Raw genomic sequence first — 24214 nt, 5'->3', positions numbered from 1 at the left:
TTGGACGAAGAATGAAACAGTTGAATAAAAAAAATCACTATTGGCTCAAAGGGATATGGGCAGGTGGACTTTTAATCTCAAGCTCTATGAGTTTATTGGCACAAAGCCCTGCCGACCCGCACAAAGTCTTACGTTATGTGTTCCCTGTGGCTGAAACGGGTTTTGACCCCGCAGGCGTACATGATTTGTATTCGGCACATGTCAACGGTTCAATCTTTGAAACTTTGTTTACCTACGATTATTTAGCATCGCCTGCAAAGTTGGTTCCACGTACCGCAGTCGCCTTACCTGAAGTCAGTGCTGATGGTTTGACTTATACCATCCACATTCAAAAGGGCATTTATTTTGCCGCAGATCCAGTCTTTAAGGGCAAAAAGCGTGAGCTGACCTCGGCAGATTATGTGTATACCTTTAAACGCCTACTCGATCCAAACTTGCGTTCTCCGAACAGTTGGTTGCTGGATGGACGTATTTTAGGGATGGACGCCATGTTGAAGCAGGCGACTCAAACAGGTAAGTTTAATTACGATCAAGCTGTTGCAGGTTTGCAAACGCCTGACCGATATACCTTGGTGATACGTTTAACCAGTCCTGATCAAAACTTTCCGATGTTACTGGCACATCAACCTGCGGGTGCCGTGGCACGTGAAGTCATCGAAAAATATCGAGATAAAGCTGGATTTGTGATGGGACATCCTGTGGGTACGGGGCCGTATTTGCTAACTCGCTGGACGCCTGGTTCCCGCATTATTTTAAAAGCCAATCCTGATTTTCGTAGTTTTGTTTGGAACTTTAAGGCTTCTACGGCAGAAGATCAGAAAATTGTCAAAGCCATGCAAGGCAAAAAAATGCCGCAAATTGGCATGATTGATATTCAGGTGATGGAAGAAGGACAATCACGTTGGTTATCTTTTATTAAGGATGAAATTGATCTGTTTGCTTTGGATGGAGAATTAACCGTTCAAGCTTTGCAAAATGGCAAACTCAAACCTGAGCTGGCAAAAAAAGGCGTACACCTGTCGCGGATTACTGACCCTTCGATTGATTATCATTATTGGAATATGCAAAACCCAGTCGTGGGCGGTATGAGTAAAGACAAAATCGCTTTACGTCGTGCCATGGCGATGGCCTTTTCAGCCGATAACTACATTACTATTTTACAAAAAGGCGATGCACAACGCTTACAAGCCCCGATCCCAAATGGCGTGGTGGGTTATGATCCGAATTATAAAAGCAGTATTCCTTATTCGGTTAAAGCCGCCAATCTGCTGTTAGACCGCTATCACTATAAAGTCGGTGCAGATGGTTGGCGCACTTTGCCGAATGGGAAACCTTTGCAAATTGATATGACGATCTCGGGTAATAGTGCGCGGAGTCAACAACAGGCAGAATTTTGGAAGAAAACGCTGGATAGTATCAAAATTAAAATGAGCACCCAGTCCTTGCCATTTGCCGAAGCACTCAAGTTGGAAAAGCAATGCAAGACCATGTTTAAAAGCTCAGCTTGGATTGCCGATTATCCAGATGCCGACAACTTTATGCAGTTGTTCTATGGCAAAAATATCAATGTGACCAACAATGCTTGCGTAAAAATTCCTGAATATGACCGTTTGTATGAACAAACTCAAAAAATGCCGCCTGGTCCAGAACGAGATGCATTGTATCGGAAAATGTCACGCTTGCTCGAAGTGTATATGCCCGTACAAATTATTGGTGCGCGTTATCGCAACGTCTTGGCTCAGCCCCGCGTGATTGGTTTTAAAAAGCATCCGATTTTGCCTGCGGAATGGATGTACATCGATATTGATATGAAGAAATAGAAATTAAATAAAACTGGAGTAATGATGAATCACCCAACCTTCAAATTGACCGTACTCAGTGTTTTGACTTTTGCAGTACAGCAGTTCACTTTTGCAGATTCTCCCGCGCGTCAGACCTTGCCGCAATTTCAAGCCCAAGATATTCCTGCCTTGTGTGATACCAAAATTCAGGATATTCAACAGCAGCTTAAGCGTTTTGAAGCCAAGCCTATGACGGCACAGAATAATGCTGCACCTGTATTGGCGGAATGGGATCGTATTTTTGCCTCGTTTGAAGATTTTTATGGGCCTATTGGCTTATACAGCAATGTTTCTCCAGATGCAGCTTTGCGTAAAGCGGCAGAAGATTGTGAAATCAAGATTAGTCAGTTCCAAACCGATATTTATCAAAATCCAAAACTGTATCAACAAATTAAGAACACCCAAGCCAGTGATGCGATTGATAGCAAGTTTCGGGAAGATTTACTCAATGATTTTGAAAAAACAGGGATTCAGTTAAGTGCCGAAAAGCAAGCACGTTTAAAAGTGATTTTGGCAGAACTGGCAAAGATTGAGCAGGAATATGCACGTAATGTACGTGATAATCCGCAAAAGTTGGAATTTACGCCTGCCGAATTAACAGGATTGCCGCAAAGCTATATCGATGCCTTAAAGAAAAATGACCAAGGCAATTATTTACTCGGTTTTGAATATCCAGAATATCGTCCTTTCATGGAGTTGGCAGACAACGATGCTGCACGCCAGCGTTATCAAATTGCCTATACCCGCCGTGGGGGTGAGCGGAATTTGATCTTGCTGAAACAAGCCATGGATTTACGTTATGAATTGGCAAAATTGTTTGGTAAATCCAGTTATGCGGAGTGGGCGCTACATAAACGTATGGCAGAAACCCCTGAAATGGTAAACAAGTTTCTGTCAGAGGTGCATGCAACGGTTGCGCCGTTAGAGCAAAAAGAAGTGGACACACTACGTGAGTTTCAAGCGAAAACCTTAAATATCCCCTTAGCGCAAGCCAAGATTGAGCGTTGGAGTGAGGCGTATTGGAGCGAAAAGCTGCGTAAAGCCAAGTATCAGATTGACCAAGAAAAAATGCGGGAATACTTCCCAACGCAAGCGGCACAGGACTGGTTATTTGCCATTTCATCTAACCTGTATGGCATTGAGTTTAAACCTGCCAAAGTCGATGTCTGGCAAAACGAAGTTGAATATTACGATGTGACCGATCAGAAAACAGGACAGCTTTTGGGTGGGCTATATGTCGATAAATTCCCACGTGAAGGCAAATACGGACATGCTGCGGTATGGGGGGTATATGGGGGTAGCAGCTTAACGGGGCGTAAACCGATTTCAGCATTGGTGACTAACTTTAACCGCAAAGGCTTAAATAGTGATGAACTGGAAACCTTTGTACATGAGTTTGGACATGCCTTACACGGTATTTTGTCGACTACCCGCTATTCAGCCCAATCAGGCACATCGGTAGAACGTGATTTTGTTGAAGCCCCTTCGCAAATGTATGAGGAATGGGCAAGACGTCAAGAAACATTATCGAAAGTGGCAGATTATTGCCAACCTGCATGTCCACGAGTTGACGATAAGTTGATTGCCAAACTGAATGCAGTACACAGTTATGGTCGTGGCTTGCATTATGCCCGTCAAACTTTGTATGCCCAATATGATATGGCACTACATGGCAATAATGCTTTGAAGGTGCAGCCCTTAGATGTCTGGAAGAAAATGGAAGGTGCAACCGCACTGGGCTATGTACCCAACACAGAATTCCCTGGGCAGTTTGGACACATCATGGGCGGCTATCAAGTTGGGTATTATGGCTATATGTGGTCTGAAGTGTTGGCTTTAGACATGCTGTCTGCTTTTGGCAAGAATTTGAATAATCCAGAAGTGGGGCAACGTTATCGCCAAACCATTTTATCTCAAGGCGGCCAGAAACCCGCGGAAGACTTGGTGAAAGATTTCTTGGGTCGTAAACCTGACAATAAAGCCTTTTTTGATGAAATTACAGGCCAACGGGTTAAATAGGGGGGCATCAAGATGCTGGCATATATCATACGTCGCTTATGGCAAATGATTCCGACCATGCTCGGAGTTGTACTGTTAATCTTCTTTTTGTTTAACTGGGTCGGGGGAGATCCTGCTTATATTCTGGCAGGCAAAATGTCCAATCCAGAACAGATTGAAAATATTCGCCAACAGTTGGGCGTCGATCAACCCTACTATGTACAGTTGTGGATTTTCATCAAGCAGATTTTAACCTTTGATTATGGACTCAGTTGGAGTACAGGGGAGTCTGTTTCACAAATTATCACCACACGTTTAGGTCCATCGCTGACCTTACTTATTCCCCTCACGATTTTACAAACTGTGATCTCGATTATTTTGGCATTGGCGGTTTCTGCGGTGCGCGGCACTCTAACGGATCGTATGGTCATGATGATGTGTACCATTGGCATGTCGATCAGTATTTTGGTGTATATCATTGTTTTTCAGTATGTATTTGCTTATCAACTCAGTTGGTTCCCCGTGCAAGGTTGGAGTGATCGTTTTAGTGAAAACCTATTTAAATACGCCTTACTACCGATTTTAATCATGTTGGTGGTCAGTATTGCGCCAACCTTAAGACTCTACCGCAGCTTTGTCCTCGATGAAGTGAATCAGGATTATGTGCGTACAGCACGTGCCAAAGGGGTGGGAGAACGTCGTATTCTTGGCGTGCATGTGCTGCGGAATGCTTCTATTCCGATTATTACCGATGTTATGGCGACCTTACCTGCGTTGTTGATTGGGGCATTTTTGATTGAGCGTTTTTTTGGTATTCCGGGCATTGGACGGGAAGTGATTATTGCGGTCGAACGCAGTGATTTCCCTGTAATTAAAGCCATCACAGTTTATGTGGCAGCAGCCACCATGATTTTTAACCTGATTGCCGATCTGGTGTATAAGCTGGTCGATCCTCGCGTACAGTTGAAGTAGGTGAACTATGCTAAGTGTGATATTTAAAAGAAAAGCACTGGATACAACAGACACCACTTCTTCTGGACTTTGGCAACTGGCCATGCGTCGGTTAAAGGCAGATCGTATCGCGATGATCTCGTTGTTCGTGGTGCTGTGTTATTTCGTGATGTTGCTGCTGTCCATGACAGGGGTGATTGCCTCGAATTGGAATAAAGAAGTTGCTGTCAGCTATGCGCCACCCACCTTTATGGGGGCAGATTCTGTCCGCGATACAACTGAAAAAGTCGCTACTCAACCACAGGCTTTGCCTGAAAATCCTGTTGATCCTTTAAAAGATGTGATTCATGAACTGAATGCCGAAATTGCCAAAGAACAAAGTACTAGTGGCGCGATAGATTATTACGGCGTGGTTGATCCCTTAGCGGAGGACATGAAAGCGATCGATCAGCAATTGGATGGGCATTTGCTCGATCAACAGGCTGAATTAAAACAAACTCTTCCTTTTGGTGCGGATAAATGGGGACAAGATGTCCTGCAAAAAACCATTAAAGGTGCAGAAACATCCATTATTGTCGGGGTTGTGGCTGCGTTATTGGCAGTGTTGATTGGGACGGTACTTGGGGCAATTTCAGGTTACTTTGGTGGTTGGATCGATGATGTCCTGAACTGGTTTTATAACATCTTTACTTCTATTCCTTATCTGTTACTGATTTTAGCCATCGCAGCGGTACTACAGCAAAAAGGGATTGTCTCGATTGTATTGATTCTGGGTTTAACAGGTTGGACGGGTGTTTATCGTTTAATTCGTGCTGAGTATATGAAACATACCTCGCGTGAGTATGTACTGGCTGCCAAAGCCATTGGGGTCAGTCATTTTAGACGTATGTTTGTCCATATTTTTCCGAATGTTAGTCATATTGCTTTGGTGCAAATCTCGATTCTTGTGGTGGCCTTTATTAAGTCCGAAGTCATTCTCAGCTTTTTGGGTTTTGGCGTACCCGTAGGGGTTGTGTCTTGGGGCAGTATGCTGAATGAGGCACAAAGTGAATTGATTTTAGGTAAATGGTGGCAACTGGCGGCAGCTTCCGTCGCGATGGCAGTCTTGGTCACTGCATTTTCCATGTTTACCGATGCATTGCGTGATGCATTAGACCCAAAACTAAAATAAGAGGTACATGACATGACTGAACAGCATAGTGATCCAATATTGTTGAAAGTTGAAAATCTTAAAGTCAGTTTTAAAGACGAAAACAAGCAATATATTGAAACAGTTAAAGGCATTTCGTTCTCGATTCCAGCAAATACGACAGTGGCTTTGGTTGGTGAGTCGGGTAGTGGTAAATCAGTAACTTCTTTGGCAACCATGGGGTTGTTGCCACCAGAGCAAAGTCGAATTTCGGCAGAAAGTAAAATCATGTTTGAAGGCGTGAATTTACTAACCTTGTCACGTGCAGAGATGCGAAAAATTTGTGGCAAAGACATCGCCATGATTTTTCAGGAACCGATGTCTTCGCTAAATCCTGTATTTACTGTGGGGGATCAGATTGCAGAAGTGCTTAGATTGCATTTGGCTATGGGGCGCAAGCAAGCCAGAACGCGTACTTTGGAGTTACTCAAAGAGGTGGGGATTCCTACACCTGAAACCAAAATTGATGCTTATCCCAGTCAGCTTTCAGGTGGGCAGCAACAACGGGTGATGATTGCGATGGCAATTGCCTGTGAACCGAAGTTATTAATTGCGGATGAACCGACCACGGCACTAGATGTAACCATTCAAAAGCAAATTCTGGATTTATTACAAGACTTACAGCGACGCCGTAACATGTCGATGCTGTTTATTACCCATGACTTGGCTTTGGTGGGTGAAATTGCCGATGAAGTGATTGTAATGCGGCATGGGGAAATTCGTGAGCAGGGTGCAGTAAAATCAGTCTTGGAGCAGCCACAAGATATTTATACCCGTGCCCTATTACAATGTCGTCCACAACTTTCTCAGCGGCCATTTCGGCTGCCAATGATCAGTGATTTTATGCAGCAACAAGGTCAGATTTGGGTAGAAAAACAAGCTGCAACTGAACTGCATCGAGCACAGCGACAACGCGGACTGAAGGGCAATGAAGAAATTATTCTGGATGTTCGAGATTTAAAAAAATCATTTTATAGTCGTAAGGGACTGTTTGGAAAAGATGAGTTTCAAGCGGTAAAAGGGGTTTCATTTCAATTGGCGAAAGGCAAAACCTTAGGCTTGGTGGGGGAGTCAGGTTCGGGTAAAACCACGATCGGATTATTGCTCATGCGTTTACAGGATGCGACAGGCGGAAAAGCTCTGTTCGAGGGACAAGATATTTTAGCAATGTCAGAAAAAGAGTTTGTTCGGTATCAACGTAAGATCCAGATCATTTTTCAAAATCCTTATGCATCGCTCAATCCGCGCTTTACGGTAGGACAAATTCTACTGGAGCCGATGCAGGTACATGGCATCGGTGCCAATGATGCAGAACGGAAAAAAATTGCCTTGGATCTGTTAGAGCGAGTCAGTTTACCTGCATCTGCCTATCATCGTTATCCACATGAGTTTTCGGGTGGACAGCGACAGCGCATTGCGATTGCACGTTGCCTTACCTTAAAGCCTGAAATCTTGATCTGTGATGAATCGGTATCGGCACTGGATGTTTCTGTGCAGGCACAGGTGCTCAATCTTCTGCAAGATTTACAGGATGAGTTTGGCTTGAGTTATATTTTTATCTCACATGATTTGTCAGTAGTGAAATATATTTCAGATCAGATTATGGTTATGAATCATGGGGATATTGTCGAAATAGCCAATTCAGATGATTTGTATCAGTCACCACAGCATGAATATACCAAACGCTTACTCAGTGCTATTCCGCAGGGTGTGTAATCAATCGTTGAGTTTGGATAACTAAAACGCGCTTATTAAACTGCATCCACATCATATATAAAAAGAGCCACTCGAAAGTGGCTCAAATTTGAACGTCAATGATTAAAACTTTTTAAAGCTTTTATTTCCAAAAGGTTTACGTGGCGCATTTTCATCACGAGCATCGCGTTGACCATATGAGCCTTTGTTACCAAAGTTTTCTGGGCGACTGTCACGTTGTGCATAGCCAGAGTTTTGGCGTGGTTCACGTTGACCATAACCTGTTTGTGCATTGTCTTGACGACGTTGGCTATGACCATTTGGGTTTTCACGGCGTTCACGGTTGAAGGCTGGCTTCGCTTGTTGTTGACCTTCATCTTCATTGTCACGACGTTGCTGACGTAAGAAACCGCCACGACGTGCTACCAGTGGTTTTTCTTGCATACGTTCAGTACGGCGTTTTGCCATGCCGAATAAACCTGTACCTTGACGTGGCTTAAGTTCAACCGATTTGGTTAAATTGTCGATGTCGTTTTTGTCTAACTCCATCCAACGGCCAGTGCGGAGTTCGCGCGGTAAAATCACGGTGCCATAACGGGTACGTAATAGGCGGCTCACTTTTAAACCTTGAGATTCAAAAATACGACGCACTTCGCGGTTACGACCTTCTTTTACTACCACTTGGAACCAACGGTTAATTCCTTCACCGCCAATCTCAGAGAATGATTCAAATTTTGCAGGGCCATCGTCTAACACCACACCACGCAACATATTGTTTTTAATTTGCGGCGTTACTTCACCCATAACACGCACTGCGTATTCACGCTCAATTTCATTCGATGGGTGCATTAAGCGGTTTGCTAGTTCACCATCATTTGTGAACAGCAACAAGCCTGTAGAGTTAATATCCAGACGACCCACCATCACCCAACGATCATTGGTAATGCTCGGTAAGTTATCAAACACAGTTGGGCGTTGTTCAGGATCGTTACGTGAACAAATTTCACCTTCTGGTTTGTAGTAAATTAAAACACGACGGCGAATTTCATCTTCAATTTGGAACTGCACTTTACGACCATCGATGCGAAGCTCATCGCCTGGCTCAATACGTTCGCCCACTTGGGCAACTTGACCATTGACACTCACGCGACCAGCAGCAATCACTTCTTCCATATAACGGCGAGAACCGAGACCAACTCGTGCGAGCACCTTTTGCAATTTTTCACTCATGACAGCATAACCTTAGAAATTATCATCAACAGTTCACCTATTTAAGACCTCGGTGCTTGCGCGTCGAGAGCCATAAAAGCTTCCTTGGCATCCTGTAGGGGAGGCAATTGACCAACTGATGTTAGGCCAAAAGCATTTAAAAACTGTGGCGTTGTAACTAACAACGCGGGTCTTCCAGGGAGTTCCCTAAAACCAGATTCTTTAATCCAGTTCCAGTCGAACAAAGTTCTTAATATTTGACTATTATTCGAGACTCCGCGAATTTGTTCAATGTCCGCACGAGTCACGGGTTGATGGTAAGCCACCACCGCTAGAATTTCGAGCAGAGAAGGCGATAAGCGTGTTGGACGCTCAGGCCATGTTTGACTAATAATTTGACGATACTTAGCGCGTACTTGAAAGCGGAAACCTTGTGCAGTTTCTACCAGTTCAATCGAGCGACCATGTTGTAAAACCATGAGTTGTTGTATCAGTTGGCGCAGTTCAGATTTAGAATATTGATCTTGAAATGCTTCTTTCAGACGTGCCAAAGAAACTGGTGCATCACTCGCAAAAATAATGGCTTCCAGTTGCATCAACATTTCATGTTGAATTTCTGATTGAGAAAACAGATCCGCTTCACTCATAGGTGTGCTCCTTGGACACTAAGAGGCGCCTCTATACCTGAACCAATAATTTGAATACGCTGTTGACGGGTCAGTTCCAGCACGGCCATAAAAGTGACGACCACGCCCATACGACCCTGACTTGGTTTGAGTAATTCAATAAAATCTAAAATTTCACCGGCTTGCAGCTTTTCTTCAATAAATGCAATTCGTTCTTCAAGCAATACTGGTTCTTGCTCAATTTTATGGGTTACTGGCTCTGGGCGGTTAAACACGCAAAATAAAGCGTCATGCAAAAGATTGACGGAAAAGCCATCATGACGGGCAGCAACATCCCCAAGGCTGACATTGGTCTGAAAAGTATCTCGTTCTAAAATACTCATTTGGCCCAAACGCTCAGCCGCTTGTTTCACGCGAAGATAAGTTTCTAGCCGATCAATCAGTTCTTGTTTCGGGTCTTTTTCAACGGCAATACTGGTAGGCTTTGGCAGTAATAAACGGGATTTTAAATCAGCCAATAAGGCCGCCATCACCATATAGTCAGCAGTCAGCTCAATATTTAGTGACTTCATGGCATCCATGTAAGAAAGATATTGGGCTGCAATCGGGGCAATATCTAACTGTAATAAGTCGAAGCCATTTTTTTGAATTAAGTAAATTAAAAAGTCGAGTGGTCCTTCGAAATGCTCCAAGAGAATTTCAAATGCAGCAGGAGGAATATATAAATCCTCAGGGATGGAGTCTTGCCATTCATCTAGAACACGGATGTGCGGCGTTTCTTCCATAGCATTAGGGACGGATTGATTCATTACAGTTATTGGCCACGCGAATTTTCAAAGGCATGATTATGTGTTTTCGAATCAGTACTTAGGGGAGAAAGTAGAGGTGATTAAAAAATACATAATTTTAATAGGCCTTAGTGTAATGCATATTAGGAGATGAATAAATTACTTGGGGGTTCAAATAACAAAAAAGTATTAAATAAATATGGGGTATTTATTTGCGTGATACTCTGGATCCGCTTATGTTGTGGCTAAGCCTTTGTAAAAACGCCAGTTTTCAGAGATCATGGCATACTTAGGGCAGAGTCCTATCGTGTTAAAAAAAACGATGTATTGCAAATGGATGACTTGAGGATACTGGATTTACCTCAAAACAGTCTGTAATAGGCATGTAGTGAATGCTGAGAAGTGAAGCGCTGAAAGCTTGAAGCATTCAGCACTTCCTTAAACAGGAGACGCTGACGCCTCTTTGTTTGTCCTGTTGATCCCACTCAAATCATTGATTTAAAACCACAGGTATTTAGTCTTTCAGGTCGATCGTGACTTTGTCGATTTGACCTGTAAAAGGATAAGGCGCTTGTTTGCTGTAACGCGGTGAAACTGTTGAGCCTAAATCCATACCAATATCTAAGGTTTCAGTTGCTGAAAAACGATAAGGAACCACTTTTTCTACCTGACCTTGAGCAACCGTGTCGCCATTAACGCTGATGCTCACAGGCCCGCCAATACCACTTCGCCCTGTATTCGGAGTCTGTTGGTAGTCTACGACGATGGTATGTTTACCTGGTGGCAAGGCTTTTGTCGCAGCAATACGGTAGTAAGATTGAGTAAAAAAGTTGTATTCATACACAGGAATGCCATTTTCCAAATACAAGGAGAAGCCGCCTCCAGAACCGCCTTCAGCCATAATCACACCATTGGCACCGCCTGTAGGAATCGTAACTTCCGCAGTAATGCTATGTGAGCGTTGGTAAATTGGTGGAGCACTACCCTCAGGCAGACGCGTGGTACCTGAGGAATATGTAAATTGCTTCCGACCACGAATAAACGATGGCCGTTCTGGGTTAAAGGCACGCTCCACAAAACGGTCATCTAGAGGATAGACCCCAAATTTACCAGCTTCTTGATCAAATAATTTTTGCAAGCTGGCTAAACGTTCTGGTTCTTGGGCTGCTAAATCATGTGCTTGAGAAAAGTCTTTTTGAATATTGTATAGCTGCCATGGGTTATTTTTAAAGCCCATTGAACCACTCAGTTTCCATGGCACACCATGGAACGATGAGGCAACCCAACCATCGTGATAGATAGCGCGATGACCACCTGTTTCAAAGTATTGCGTATGACGTTGATCTTTGGCTTTTGCGTCATTAAAAGTGTAGGTCATGCTAATACCCGACATTGGCGTTTGTTTCACACCATCGACCATGTTGGGCTGAGGAATATTGGCTGCTTCTAAAATAGTTGGTGTGATATCAGACACATGATGGAATTGGTTACGGATGCCATGCGTGGCTTTAATTTTTGCAGGCCAAGAAACGATCATGCCATTACGTGTTCCGCCAAAATGCGAAGGCACTCGTTTCATCCATTGAAACGGCGAAGAACCTGCCCATGCCCAGCCTACAGGGTAGTGGTTTTCGTGTTTTGGCCCACCAATTTCATCAATATGCGGCAATTGGTTGGCAACGGTGTCAGGGAAACCATTTTGAGTCATCAGGCTATTTATTGTCCCCGTGATACTTCCCTCAGCACTGGCACCATTATCTCCTGCAATATAAATAATTAAGGTATTGTCTGCATCGGGAAGTTTATGGATAGCCTTAATCAAACGTCCCATTTCATGATCTGTTTGCGCGAGGAAGCCCGCAAAGACTTCTTGATGCTTTGCAAACAAACGCTTTTCATCTGCACTGAGTGCTGACCAAGCTTGGATACTGTCTGGACGAGGCGTTAAATCGGTATTTTTAGGTACAATCCCCATTTTTTTCTGACGGGCTAAGGTTTCTTCACGGACTTTGTCCCAACCTTGATTAAACTGATCTTTAAATTTATCAATCCATTCTTGATTCACATGTAATGGGGTATGGACAGCACCAGGCGCCATATAGACAAAATATGGTTTATCTGGAGAAACTGAGCGTTGGCGATTAATCCAGCCAATTGCATCATCGACCAAGTCAACATTCAGATTATAGCCTTGCTCTGGACGTTTAGACGGCTCTACAGGTGTCACCCCTCGGATCAGTTGTGGTTCCCATTGGCTGGTTTCACCCCCAAAAAAGCCATAGAAATATTCAAAGCCGAGTCCAGTCGGCCAACGTTCAAAAGGTCCAACGGGTGATGTTTCCCAGTCTGGGGTGTTATGCCATTTACCAAAAGCTGCTGTTGCATAACCATTGTCTTTAAGGATTCTTGCCACACTGGCACTTTCTTTCGGCCATATGGTGCTATAACCAGGGTAGCCTGTTGAAAGTTCAGTAATTGTACCTGCCCCAACTTGATGTTGGTTTTGTCCTGTTAAAAGGGCAGCACGTGATGGTGAACTAATTCCTGTGGTATGGAAGCGGTTATAAATCACACCATCATCTGCAAGTTTATCCATTTCAGGCGTCGGTACAGGTCCTCCGAATGTACCTGCCTGCCCAAAACCTAAATCATCTAGCAAAATCACCACCACATTCGGTGCATCTTTGGGGGCTTTGACGGCTTGTGGAAAATCTTGTTTAGAGCCTTCAAAGGTTTCTTTAATCACACCTTTAAATGCTGGTGTAGGTTGCGGTAAGACTAAACCCACTTGTTCTTCAGCCTGCGGAGAATTGCTTTGTGGTTCAGTTGCAGCTAAAGCTGCATGTGAAGATGCGATGGCTGCGGTCAAGGTAAGGATGCGTGTCAGTGGTTTGGTTGTTGGGCTAATTAGCCTGTTCTTATTCATAGATAATCCCTTTTAAGAGTTTCCTTGATGTGATGTTGAAAACAAAGTTGAAATTTAGAAAATGTGCAAAAAAGTACTCAGTAGGAAAAAGCAACCTACAGTTAAAAAGAGAAAGTTTTATGGTATTGGGGTGTGGTTTTAAGGGGCAGAAAGAGATCACTTCCATCCACTCAGTTTGATCACCGATAGGGGGTAAATTAGCTCTAAACTAATCAAAGCGATCCGCTTTGGTTATTGCGCCTAGTTATAAAAGTGCAATGCTCTTGATCTTTTGAAATGACCAACAGATGTCGTTTTTTTATAGTCACAGGATGTGGCATTTTTCTTCCTTTATTGATTCTGATTATTCAAGTGTTATTTCGCATGTGCTCACGACTATCCATAGCCAATGAGTGAAAAGTATATTTTTTGTTCTGGCTGTACAGTACCAAACTGCTTGGAATGATGAACCACTCAAAAGAATGGTCTTGGATATTTTTTCCACACTTTAAGTTTGGGGTGCTGTGCTGAGCGCGCGTATGGGCGATGTAAAAAAGCATTGTTTTAAAATGATTACTTTGTCGCGCAGAAGAGATGATATGGAGCTGGGCTCTAGTTCAAAAGTACAAAAACAATCATTCATGCGGATGAACGGAAGATTTATTGGTTTTTTTGTGCAAATTCGATGATGCGCTGACAGCTGTCTTGTAGGCAAACATTCTTGACTTCAAGGTATTTGAAATATTGTTGGATGGTAGAGATCGGTAGGAAATAGCTGTACCGATCTTCTCCCATCGTAATGCAGTTGATTGAAGTATGGCTTTGCACCAAGGTCTCGGACTCAAGCGTCCAAGGATGCAGCACGTATAAACTATGCTGCTTAGGAAATTGATCGAGATTGAGCAAAACCATAAACAGCGTCATGTTGATCTCTTAAGCATGTGAGATTTAGTTTCTAGTGAATAAATGCAGTTGCATCACTCAAATGCACTCACATCACCTACGCCTTTACGAATCACAACAGGACTCTCTCCTGATAAATCCACAATACTGGTGGTGCTTAAAGTCCCTAAACCGCCATCAATAAAGACATCAATGCGTTTTTCAAGTTGCATCTCAATTTCATAGGGGTCATCTAAAGGATCGTCAATACCCGGTAAAATTAGCGTACTGGTCAGTAGCGGCTCACCTAATTCTTTCAGTAGCATCTGACAAATTGGGTTGCTTGGAATGCGTAGACCAATGGTTTTCTTTTTCGGGTGCATGAGTCGACGCGGTACTTCGCTAGTGGCAGGTAAAATAAAGGTGGTTACAGCAGGCGTATTATTTTTAAGTAAGCGATACATGGCATTGTCGACTTTGGCATAAGTGGCAATGTCAGATAAATCTGAACAAATAATCGCGTACTGATGCTTTGGTCCTAAGCCACGGATCTGAGAAATACGCTCCATGGCATTCTTATTTCCAATCTGACATCCAATCGCATAAGCAGCATCAGTCGGATAAACCACCACGTCACCCGCACGAATGCGTTCCACTGCCTGACTGATTAAGCGCGGTTGTGGATTATCAGGATGTATTCTTAAGTGCAACATATTTTTCTCCTGATTTTTTATATATTATCTGCTGAAATTACAACATCTTGTCATGTAACTTTGATGAATTTCTGTAATTAGTCCAGCATTTCGCGTTGAAACTCGCCACTTTGTAATCTTTTGCCACCTCGTGTACACGTACAGACACAGTCAATAAAGTATTGGGCATCTCGTGGTAGCACCATTTCTCCAGAGCAATATCGCTGAACTTGTGCATATACATGATCTTTAAAAGTCGAACCATCACCCCCATCACCCGTCAGGTTATCTAGCGAGACACGGAATTTTCGACCAAAAGCTTTGGCAAACATCCATTCAATGGCTTGAGGCTTAATTTCCACTTGCTCAAATAAAGCTTGTTGTTCTTGTGTGCGACCATCAGGGGCATACCAATAGCCTAAATCGGGGAGTAGGCGGCGTTGTTCACCCGCAATGCTCCAATGACTAATTTCATGTAATGCACTATTAAAGAAACCGTGAGCAAATTGAATACGTGCAGGCTGTTGCTGCGTCGCTGGAAAATATTCAGGCTCGTGTTCGCCGCGAATCAAATTCACATTAAGGTGGGAAAACCAGTAATTAAAGTGTAAGATGAGCCAATCAACTTGTTCAGTTTCTGTCTGTAAATTCGCCCATTCCAAACGTTGCACTTGGTCTGGTGAAATGTCAAAATGAACAGTTGAAAGTGTGCTAATAAGTGATTTTTTATTCACTTCTGTTTGCGGCTGCAACAGATGCATGACTGTGTTACCCAAAATGGTCTGTCTAAATAAGTACAAAATTGTATCTTAATCTTTGACAGAGTACTGATGAATTTGTAGAATTGCCGCCTTAATTATGTCAGCAAATACCTTTCCGGCACAGATTGAGCCGTTTAAATGGGCTGAACAAGGCTTTACATGGTCAGGTACCCTGCCATTGTCTCGCTTTGCTCGTATCGCTCGTGAAGCTGTTGGATCAATTGATGATCAATTGATTAACATAGACTGTAAGCTATCAATGGATGCGTATCATCGCATTGTATGGCTAGATGGTCGCGTTGAAACGCAGGTTCCAATGGAATGCCAACGCTGTTTAGGCACGGTAACCATTGAACTCGTTTCAGATTTTCATCTAGCTCTAGTGGATGATGAGTCACTGATAGAGCGCTTGGATGAGGATGCTGATTTCATCGTCTTAGGTGAAAGTGAAGCAACGACGAAAGGTAGCTATGATGCGCCTGCGACGGCTGATTTACTTTCTCTCATAGAAGATGAATTGTTATTGTTGATGCCTTTGTCTCCTAAGCATGATGCTTGTGAACATAAGCACCAACCTGCCATTGAAGAGCTTGTTGAAGAGAAGCGGGATAACCCGTTTGATGTTTTGGCAAGTTTGAAGGGTAAACTTAACTAATTTTTGTGTTATACTCTTCCGTATAAGACAACTGAATTTGTTCTGATCCATATTTTTCGATTTGTAAGGAGCCATCATGGCCGTTCAGCAAAACCGTAAAAGTCGCTCTCGCCGTGACATGCGCCGTTCACATGACGCTTTAACCGAGAATGCATTAACTGTAGACCAAGCTACTGGCGAGACTCACCGTCGTCACCACGTATCTAAAGATGGTATCTACCGTGGTCGTCAATTATTCGCTAAAGCATCTGCTGAATAATTGATGAAGCATTAAGTGATAAGCTTAGTGAAAAAATTGGGAGCGTAAGCTCCCTTTTTTTGTCTTCGATTTTTGTTGTATTTCGCAATTACCAAAAACAAAATTAAGTGTTAAATTTCCGCTCCATGAATGAGCAGTGACTACATAAAGGATTTTTTATATGTCTGCTAGACCACTTGAACAAGCAGCTCAAGCAACAAAAACTGCATTTGTGTTTCCAGGTCAAGGTTCGCAAAAAGTCGGCATGCTGACTGAACTTGCTGAACAGTTTAGTGGTGTTCGTGACACTTTCGCGGAAGCTTCTGAAGCCCTGGGTTTTGATTTGTGGCATATTGCCCAAAGCGGTGAAGGCTTAGACCAAACTGAATTTACTCAACCTGTATTACTAACAGCCAGTATTGCTTTATGGCGTGTTTGGTTGGAGTTGGGCGGTGTGGTGCCTAAATATCTTGCTGGTCACTCATTAGGTGAATACAGTGCTTTGGTTGCTGCGGGTGCAATGTCCTTGGGCGATGCTGTTAAGTTAGTTAACTTACGTGGCAAGCTTATGCAAAGTGCTGTACCGCAAGGTCAGGGTGCAATGGCGGCTATTTTGGGTCTAGAAGATGCCAAAGTCCTTGAGCTATGTGCTGAAGTTTCAGCGCAGGGTCAGGGTTCAGTAGAAGCTGCGAACTATAATGCACAAGGTCAGGTGGTGATTGCGGGTGATAAGGCCGCAGTAGAAGCAGTCATGGCTATTGCAAAAGAACAATCTGGCAAGGCAATTGCACTTCCAGTATCAGTTCCATCACATTGTTCGCTGATGAAACCTGCTGCTGAGCAATTCGCGCATGCTTTGGAACAAACTGCCATTGAGCTACCTAGCATTCCTGTAATACAAAATGTCAACGCGGAAATCGCGACGGATGTAGCGCAATTACGTCAGGCATTGACTGCACAACTGTACCAGTCGGTGCAGTGGACAAAGACAATGCAGACTGTGCAAGATCAGGGCATACAATATATTGTTGAATGTGGTCCTGGTAATGTGCTTGCCAATCTTGCGAAACGTTTGCCAAATATAGAAAAAGCATTCCCAATCGATACGAAAGGTCGTGTGGAGGATGCGCTGAATGCCATTTTAGTGGCGGAAGGGAAAATTGCATGACACAAGAACGCAAAGTCGCATTAGTGACAGGCGCGAGTCGAGGGATTGGCGCTGCCATCGCTCAACAACTCATTCAAGACGGTTATTTTGTAGTAGGTACAGCGACTTCTGAGTCTGGTGCAGAAAAATTATCAGCAGCATTTGGTGAAAATGGTGCAGGTAAAGTGCTAGATGTACGTGATGGTACTGCAATTGATGCTTTGGTTACAGATATCGAACAAAATTATGGTCCAGTTCTTGCACTTGTAAATAATGCAGGGATTACCAAAGATAATTTGTTGTTACGTATGTCTGAAGATGATTGGGATGATATTCTCAATATTCATCTAAAAGCGGTATACCGCTTATCAAAACGTGTTCTTAAAGGCATGACCAAAGCGCGTTTTGGACGAATTATTAATATTAGTTCTGTGGTTGCACATTTTGCAAACCCAGGTCAGGCAAACTATTCAGCTGCTAAAGCAGGGATTGAGGCATTTAGCCGTAGTCTTGCAAAAGAAATGGGTAGCCGCCAAATTACTGTAAACTCAGTTGCACCAGGTTTCATCGCAACTGAAATGACAGAACAGTTAAGCGAAGAAATTCGTAAAAAAATGAGTGATCAAGTGGCACTTCAACGCTTAGGTGAACCACAAGATATCGCGAATGCTGTAAGTTTCTTGGCTTCTGAGAAGGCAAGTTATATTACAGGTACGGTTTTACACGTAAATGGTGGTTTATACATGAGCTAATTAGCTGATGGATTAACTTTCAAAAAATTAAAGTTTCAATTAAACTGATGGCATTTAAAAACGCCACAAGCAATGAGGAGAATTCCTGTGAGCGATATCGAACAACGCGTTAAACAAGCTGTTGCAGAACAATTGGGTCTTAAAGTAGAAGAGATCAAAAACGAAGCATCTTTTATGGATGATTTGGGTGCAGACTCTCTAGACCTAGTTGAACTTGTAATGTCTTTCGAAAATGATTTCGACATCACTATCCCTGATGAAGATTCTAACGAAATCACTACAGTTCAATCTGCAATTGACTATGTTTCTAAGAAACTTGGTTAATTGTTGATGTTCAGCGCTGCTGAAAGAAAAGCCACCTTTTAGGTGGCTTTTTTAATGTCTGTATGGGCTGTTGCTAGATGTATTGATATGAGAAATCAGTTTGATCATATGAATATACCAAGAAAAGGGGATAGTGCTTCTTCAGATTCAATTTTACTGTATTGAATACAAAATAATGAAAAGACTTAAAACTAGAAAAGTGCTCTACTTCATCATTAAAGTTGAGTATTTCAGTTGGTTTATTTGTAACAAATAATGTATATCAAGATACTTGGTTTTGCATGTCGATAAGTTTTGTTTAAAAGATAAGCAAAAGTGATAATAAGTAAATAAATGCATAATTAATATACATATGTATAAAAAAAAGATAAATATTAAATATTAGTTAACTAATGCACATTTTTCCTGCAAATTAATTCCTCTATATTTATTAAACTTATTTTAATATACTTAATGAATAAGAAATTCATTTGTCTATTTTTTATGATTGTTAATATTATCTTAATAATTTTCAGCATGTTTTACTTTGTAAATATTTAATTAACTTATTGAATTTAATTGCTAAAATTGCCAAGAGATACAAGTCGCAGTGTTCTGTGTATATAAGAAAGATCTAAAGTAAAAATATGAGAATACGAAATAAACAAGTACAACAAATGACTTGGCATAAAAGAATTACTTTATTGATCACATTATTATGTAGTAGTTCGGTTTATGCGGTTCAGTTACAGACGTTGTTAAAAACAGCTTTGGAGCAAGACCCAATGATGTTGGAAGCACAAGCCAATGAAGAAGCCGCGTTAAGCAAGGTCAAAGAGTCGAAATCGCTACATTATCCAACCTTAGCTTTGACGGCTAACCAAATTCTGGATCAATCTCACGAGAGTAGATATGACTATGCGAGTGAGGATTTTACACCAGGGGTAAAAGGCAGCCTGAATTTATATTCCTTTGGTGCAATTAGTGCTCAGGTAGATCGTGATGAAAAAAAATCTCAATATTTTGAACAAAAAATTGATGAGACCGCGGAAGAGCTAGGTTACAACATTGGTTCTGAATATTTAAAAGCTCTAAATGCACATGAAGCGCTAGCTGTACAGATGCGAAGTTTGGAGCGTCACAATAAGTTTACGCATGATATTAGTGTGATTGTGCAATATGATGCGGGTCGTCGTTCAGAGCTCACACAAGCACGTGCACGCCAAATGCAGGTAGAACACACCATTAGTAGTTTGCAGCGTGAATTGGGTTTTGCGCTAAGTCATCTTAAGAAATATTCACCTGAAGTGATTGATCAAGACACGCTAAGAGATCCATTTATCGGTCTGGCACCATCTCAATTTATATCGCGTTATCAACTGGGAGAAGTTACGCAACATCCTTCTTATTTGGCTCAGGAGGCGGAGCTAGAGAGTATTCGCTCTGAAGTGAAATATCGTAAAGCAAAGCGTTATCCAAGTATTAACTTGGAAGGTAATGTGACTACTGAAGACCGTGAAGTCTATTTGAATATGTCGTGGGATTTGTTGAATCGTGGAGCGAAATATTCTGTGGAACAAAGTGGACAATCTGCGGTAGCAGCAAAAGCACGACTTGATCAAATTCAACGGGACATTGAGGAGCGTGCACGTACTGCTGAAATTGATATGTTTCAAAGTCAGCAAAAAATGAATATTTCACAGGAGCAAATTTTAGCATCCCGTAAAGTGGTGAGTGACAACGAAAAACAATTCAAAATTGCGCGAAAAAGCTTAATTGATGTGCTCAATGCGTATAACGAATTAGCAGGTGTCGAAATGGCTTATGTGACGGCACAGAATGATTATCGAATGGCAGCGCTCGCTTATTTACGTGCTCAAGCCAACATTAGCAATTGGGTGAAGCAGTAACAAAAAACTGCTGATCCAAAGTGGATGTGGATCATGCGTAATTGACTTGAAGGTCAAATAATTAAAATAGGATGACATAACGAGAATGAAATCCATAATAGAGCATATCGCATTGGTAACCCGACTGTTGGGGAGCCCTCTACCTGTCGCAACCTTGATGGCACAGGTAACGCATGACCAAAATTTGAATGTCAATTATCCCTCTTTAGTTGAAGTATTAAAAAGTCATGGCTTTGAAAATACGTTAAGTAAAAAAGTACTCAATGAAATTCCTGTTTTAGCCGTGCCTGTGGTGATTGTTTTGCTGCAAAATGAAGCTGCGGTGATTACTCAAATTCATGGCAGTGGGACAGATCGAGTTTATGAATTACAACAAATTGACGGTTTAAAGCAAAGAGTTAATCATGAGCAACTATCGGCGTTGTACTTGGGGTACTGTTGGTTTATTAAACCGAAATTAGCCAGCGACTTGCGTTCTGAATTGCCAGAATATCACTTACCTAAAGCATGGTTCTGGAAGGTCATTTGGCGTTTTCGAGCTTATTATTCGCAAGTCATCTTAGCGACATTCATTATTAATTTCTTGGCATTGGTCAGCTCGCTTTATGTCATGAATGTCTATGATCGCGTTATCCCGAACAAATCTTATGAAACCCTTTGGGTACTTAGTATTGGCGTGATCTTGGCTATTGGCTTTGAGTTCGCCGCAAAAATGATCCGTGGACATTTAACTGATATTGCAGGTAAAAAAGCGGATTTAATTATTAGTTCGGCTATTTTTCGTCGTGTGATGAGTTTGGATTTAGCAGAACGACCAGTGTCATCGGGTTCTTATGCCAATAACCTGCGTGAATTTGAATCTGTGCGGGAGTTTATGACCAGCGCCAGTCTGTTGGTGTTGGTCGATTTACCATTCCTTTTACTTTTTATTACTGTAATTTGGATGATTGGCGGCACACTGGCAATGGTTCCCTTGATTTTAATACCAATCGTGATGCTGGTTGGAATGTTGTCTCAGAGACCTTTAGCACGCTATATCAGTGAATCAATGAAAGAGTCTTCGCAGCGCCAAGGTTTGGCGGTAGAGGCTATAGAAGGGATCGAAACATTAAAAGCCAATAATGCAACCAGTTGGGCACAGCAAAAGTGGGATTATTACACCGCTAAAAATGCGGCCTCGAGTACCAAAACTCGTGACTTGAGTAATTTTGTGGTTAATTTTTCTGTGGCCATACAGCAATTAAATACCGTGATTTTGGTGATTGTTGGAACTTATCTCATTCACAGTCCAGATCCAAACCATAAAATTACCATGGGGGCTTTGATTGCTTCGGTCATTTTATCTGGGCGTGCATTGGCGCCATTGGCACAAATTTCGAGTTTAGCGATTCGTTTTCAACAAGCCAAAATTGGCCTACAAGGGCTGCAAAGCATTATTGAGCGTAAAATTGAACGTCATCCAGATCGGCAATATATCAGCTTAGATCGGGTCAATGGCGAACTTAAATTTCAAAACGTGTGTTTTAAATATCAGAAAGATATTCCTCCTGCACTTAAGGGCTTAAATCTGACTATCGCACCTGGTGAAAAGGTGGGAATACTCGGGAAAATCGGCAGTGGTAAAACGACAACTTTAAAGCTCGCCAGTGGCATGTTTGAACCACTAGAGGGAAATGTGACGCTAGATGGTGTGGATTTACGTCAGTTGGACCCTAATTATTTACGTAATCAGGTTGCTCTACTCGGACAAGCACCACGTCTTTTTCTTGGGACGCTACGTGAAAATTTGGATTTGTCGAGACAAGATGGTTTTTCTACAGATCAAGAGTTGTTACAGGCTCTGAAGCGCTTTGGTTTGGACAGCTTAATTCAAAATCATCCGCGTGGTTTAGACATGCCTTTGGGTGAGGATGGTTTGGGGCTTTCGGGTGGGCAGAAGCAAATTATAGCGTTGGCTCGCTTAACATTGCGTTCTCCGCGTGTGGTGTTATTGGATGAGCCGACCAATGGTTTGGATCAGTTAACTGAACGACAAACCCTGACCGCATTGCATCAATGGTGTAAAGACAAAACTTTGTTAGTGGTGACGCATCGGACTCAAGTTCTGAGCATTGTGAGTCGCGTTATTGTAATTGACCAAGGACAGGTGGTCATGGATGGCCCTAGAGATGAAGTGCTGAAAAAACTTGCTTTAAATGAGCAGACCAAATTGACCACACAACAGAATTCTACAGTTGCGACAGGACAAACAAGTTCTGCTGTGGCTGCGGGGCAAAAAGAAGGTCGTACCATCGTGATCAAACCCGATCATGCATCGACGGTGCAGAATCACTCAAACAATACGCAATTAGAAAAAATAAATGTTGAGTAGTCGTGTGTAGCAAAGCGACATCAATGTAAGTGAGGCATATGGAAGAATATCGAAACCCACCCGCAGATCGGGTTCAGTCGAAAGACTTGAAATTGTTAAATGACTTGAATGCCGCCTTACAAACGGAAAGGCATACGGGTCTGTTTTGGACAATTGGGTTGCTTTTTGTATTTTTGATTGTGTTTGTTTTTTGGGCGTATCACAGCCATGTAGAAGAAGTGACGCGCGGTCAAGGTAGTGTTATTCCGACCAGTCGCGAACAAATTTTGCAAAGTTTAGATCCAGGAACCATCAAGAAAATGCTGGTGAAAGAAGGAGATGTTGTTGAAAAAGGACAAATCTTACTTCGGCTAGATGATACTCGAAGTTCCGCAATCTTAAGGGAAAGTGAGGCAAAAGTTGCCAATCTGGAAGCAATGTCAGCCCGTTTAAGAGCGGAATCTTATGGAACGGAAATCCAGTTTCCCAATGGAATTAGTGAATCTTTAAAACATCGTGAACGCGCAGCATATGTTGCACGTCGTCGTGCAGTAGATGATGCTGTTGCAGGGTTGCAAACCAGTAAAGCCATGTTGGATCGTGAAATTTCAATTACTTCACCAATGGTGGCAGAGGGGGTGATGTCCGAAGTTGAGCTGCTACGTATGCGACGTCAATCTTCTGATTTAGCTTTACAAATAAATGAAAAGCGAAATCAATATGCCGCAGATGCGAATAATGAGTTGGTTCGAGTCGAGTCAGAATTGGCACAAGCCAAAGAAAATATGGCGATGCGTGCTGACCCTGTAGATCGTTCACTGATTCGCGCGCCCTTAAGAGGGATTGTTAAAAATATCAAGATTAATACGGTGGGTGGTGTAGTACAGGCTGGACAAGACATTATGGAAATTGTACCGCTCAATGACAAATTATTGGTTGAAGCTTATATCCGTCCTCAAGATGTTGCATTTGTTCACCCTGGGCTTGGCGCGATTGTAAAAGTGACTGCTTATGACTATGCATTGTATGGTGGCTTAGAGGGCAAAGTGACTTTAATTAGCCCTGACACATTAAGAGATAAAACACGACCAAGTGAACTGAATTTAAATCCAGATGAGGCGTACTACCGTATTTTGGTTGAAACAAACCAGAACTCACTAACTGATAAAAATGGTAAAACCATGCCGATTATTCCCGGCATGATTGCCAGTGTGGATGTAAAAACAGGAGAAAAAACTATATTCCAATATTTAATAAAACCAATCACTCGAATGAAGCAAGCTTTGCAAGAGCGATAGAAATATTCTGTTGGCAGAAACTCT

At 42.4% G+C, this 24214-nt stretch carries 20 protein-coding genes; 13 read left to right on the top strand and 7 right to left on the bottom strand.

Annotated elements, in window-relative coordinates:
- Positions 1 to 11 precede the first annotated feature (11 nt).
- The 5 genes from E0H82_RS01355 to E0H82_RS01335 are packed head-to-tail and all read left to right on the top strand — an operon-like array spanning position 12 to position 7695.
- Positions 12 to 1820, top strand: coding sequence for an ABC transporter substrate-binding protein (locus E0H82_RS01355; protein ID WP_131262649.1), 1809 nt, complete (start codon positions 12 to 14; stop codon positions 1818 to 1820).
- Between the two features lie 24 nt (positions 1821 to 1844).
- Positions 1845 to 3860, top strand: a complete 2016-nt coding sequence (locus tag E0H82_RS01350) for a M3 family metallopeptidase (RefSeq protein WP_131262648.1) — start codon at positions 1845 to 1847, stop codon at positions 3858 to 3860.
- Positions 3861 to 3872: 12 nt separating this feature from the next.
- Positions 3873 to 4811, top strand: a complete 939-nt coding sequence (locus tag E0H82_RS01345; RefSeq protein WP_044739329.1) for an ABC transporter permease — start codon at positions 3873 to 3875, stop codon at positions 4809 to 4811.
- A gap of 7 nt (positions 4812 to 4818) precedes the next feature.
- Positions 4819 to 5961, top strand: coding sequence for an ABC transporter permease (locus E0H82_RS01340; protein ID WP_131262647.1), 1143 nt, complete (start codon positions 4819 to 4821; stop codon positions 5959 to 5961).
- 12 nt (positions 5962 to 5973) lie between these two features.
- Positions 5974 to 7695 (top strand): ABC transporter ATP-binding protein, encoded by a 1722-nt coding sequence (locus E0H82_RS01335; RefSeq protein ID WP_131262646.1) that lies wholly within the window; start codon positions 5974 to 5976, stop codon positions 7693 to 7695.
- A 102-nt stretch (positions 7696 to 7797) separates the two neighbouring features.
- On the opposite strand, the gene rluB is transcribed toward E0H82_RS01335, so the two are convergent.
- The 7 genes from rluB to E0H82_RS01300 all read right to left on the bottom strand — a co-directional run bounded on the left by rluB (position 7798) and on the right by E0H82_RS01300 (position 15537).
- The gene (rluB, locus tag E0H82_RS01330; RefSeq protein ID WP_131262645.1) at positions 7798 to 8904 is read right to left on the bottom strand and encodes a 23S rRNA pseudouridine(2605) synthase RluB; all 1107 of its coding nucleotides are present in this window, start codon (positions 8902 to 8904) and stop codon (positions 7798 to 7800) included.
- 41 nt (positions 8905 to 8945) lie between these two features.
- On the bottom strand, positions 8946 to 9530 hold the full coding sequence (gene scpB / locus E0H82_RS01325; RefSeq protein WP_131262644.1) for an SMC-Scp complex subunit ScpB: 585 nt from the start codon (positions 9528 to 9530) through the stop codon (positions 8946 to 8948).
- A complete protein-coding gene (locus E0H82_RS01320; protein ID WP_131262643.1) occupies positions 9527 to 10318 on the bottom strand; it encodes a segregation and condensation protein A in 792 nt (263 codons plus the stop codon). Before E0H82_RS01320 ends, scpB begins: the two co-directional genes overlap by 4 nt.
- A 493-nt stretch (positions 10319 to 10811) precedes the next feature.
- Positions 10812 to 13223, bottom strand: coding sequence for an arylsulfatase (locus tag E0H82_RS01315; protein WP_131262642.1), 2412 nt, complete (start codon positions 13221 to 13223; stop codon positions 10812 to 10814).
- 639 nt (positions 13224 to 13862) lie between these two features.
- Positions 13863 to 14126: a hypothetical protein gene (locus tag E0H82_RS01310; RefSeq protein ID WP_131262641.1), complete on the bottom strand. Its 264-nt coding sequence runs from the start codon at positions 14124 to 14126 to the stop codon at positions 13863 to 13865.
- A gap of 53 nt (positions 14127 to 14179) precedes the next feature.
- Complete coding sequence (locus E0H82_RS01305; RefSeq protein WP_131262640.1) at positions 14180 to 14797, bottom strand: L-threonylcarbamoyladenylate synthase; 618 nt, start codon at positions 14795 to 14797, stop codon at positions 14180 to 14182.
- Between the two features lie 77 nt (positions 14798 to 14874).
- Positions 14875 to 15537 carry an elongation factor P hydroxylase gene (locus E0H82_RS01300; RefSeq protein WP_131262639.1) on the bottom strand — a complete coding sequence of 221 codons (663 nt, stop codon included), beginning with the start codon at positions 15535 to 15537 and terminating at the stop codon, positions 14875 to 14877.
- A gap of 97 nt (positions 15538 to 15634) precedes the next feature.
- Between E0H82_RS01300 and E0H82_RS01295 the strand changes: the two genes are divergently transcribed.
- From E0H82_RS01295 to E0H82_RS01260, 8 genes are all read left to right on the top strand, one after another.
- The gene (locus E0H82_RS01295; RefSeq protein ID WP_131262638.1) at positions 15635 to 16192 is read left to right on the top strand and encodes a YceD family protein; all 558 of its coding nucleotides are present in this window, start codon (positions 15635 to 15637) and stop codon (positions 16190 to 16192) included.
- A gap of 76 nt (positions 16193 to 16268) precedes the next feature.
- Positions 16269 to 16451: a 50S ribosomal protein L32 gene (gene rpmF, locus E0H82_RS01290; RefSeq protein ID WP_004279227.1), complete on the top strand. Its 183-nt coding sequence runs from the start codon at positions 16269 to 16271 to the stop codon at positions 16449 to 16451.
- A gap of 160 nt (positions 16452 to 16611) precedes the next feature.
- Positions 16612 to 17598, top strand: coding sequence for an ACP S-malonyltransferase (fabD, locus tag E0H82_RS01285; RefSeq protein WP_131262637.1), 987 nt, complete (start codon positions 16612 to 16614; stop codon positions 17596 to 17598).
- Positions 17595 to 18329 carry a 3-oxoacyl-ACP reductase FabG gene (fabG, locus tag E0H82_RS01280; protein ID WP_131262636.1) on the top strand — a complete coding sequence of 245 codons (735 nt, stop codon included), beginning with the start codon at positions 17595 to 17597 and terminating at the stop codon, positions 18327 to 18329. The genes fabD and fabG overlap by 4 nt, the downstream gene beginning before the upstream one ends.
- A gap of 87 nt (positions 18330 to 18416) precedes the next feature.
- The gene (gene acpP, locus E0H82_RS01275) at positions 18417 to 18653 is read left to right on the top strand and encodes an acyl carrier protein (RefSeq protein ID WP_016166057.1); all 237 of its coding nucleotides are present in this window, start codon (positions 18417 to 18419) and stop codon (positions 18651 to 18653) included.
- Between the two features lie 626 nt (positions 18654 to 19279).
- Positions 19280 to 20542 (top strand): TolC family protein, encoded by a 1263-nt coding sequence (locus tag E0H82_RS01270; protein WP_131262635.1) that lies wholly within the window; start codon positions 19280 to 19282, stop codon positions 20540 to 20542.
- 85 nt (positions 20543 to 20627) lie between these two features.
- Positions 20628 to 22913, top strand: coding sequence for a type I secretion system permease/ATPase (locus tag E0H82_RS01265; protein ID WP_131262634.1), 2286 nt, complete (start codon positions 20628 to 20630; stop codon positions 22911 to 22913).
- Positions 22914 to 22951: 38 nt separating this feature from the next.
- Positions 22952 to 24190, top strand: a complete 1239-nt coding sequence (locus tag E0H82_RS01260) for an HlyD family type I secretion periplasmic adaptor subunit (RefSeq protein ID WP_131262633.1) — start codon at positions 22952 to 22954, stop codon at positions 24188 to 24190.
- The last annotated feature ends 24 nt before the right edge of the window (positions 24191 to 24214 follow it).

Source organism: Acinetobacter sp. ANC 4910 (assembly GCF_004331035.1).
Lineage (GTDB): Bacteria > Pseudomonadota > Gammaproteobacteria > Pseudomonadales > Moraxellaceae > Acinetobacter.
The sequence above is the reverse complement of the archived record's forward strand: the minus strand, read 5'-3'. Positions and strand labels throughout refer to the sequence as shown.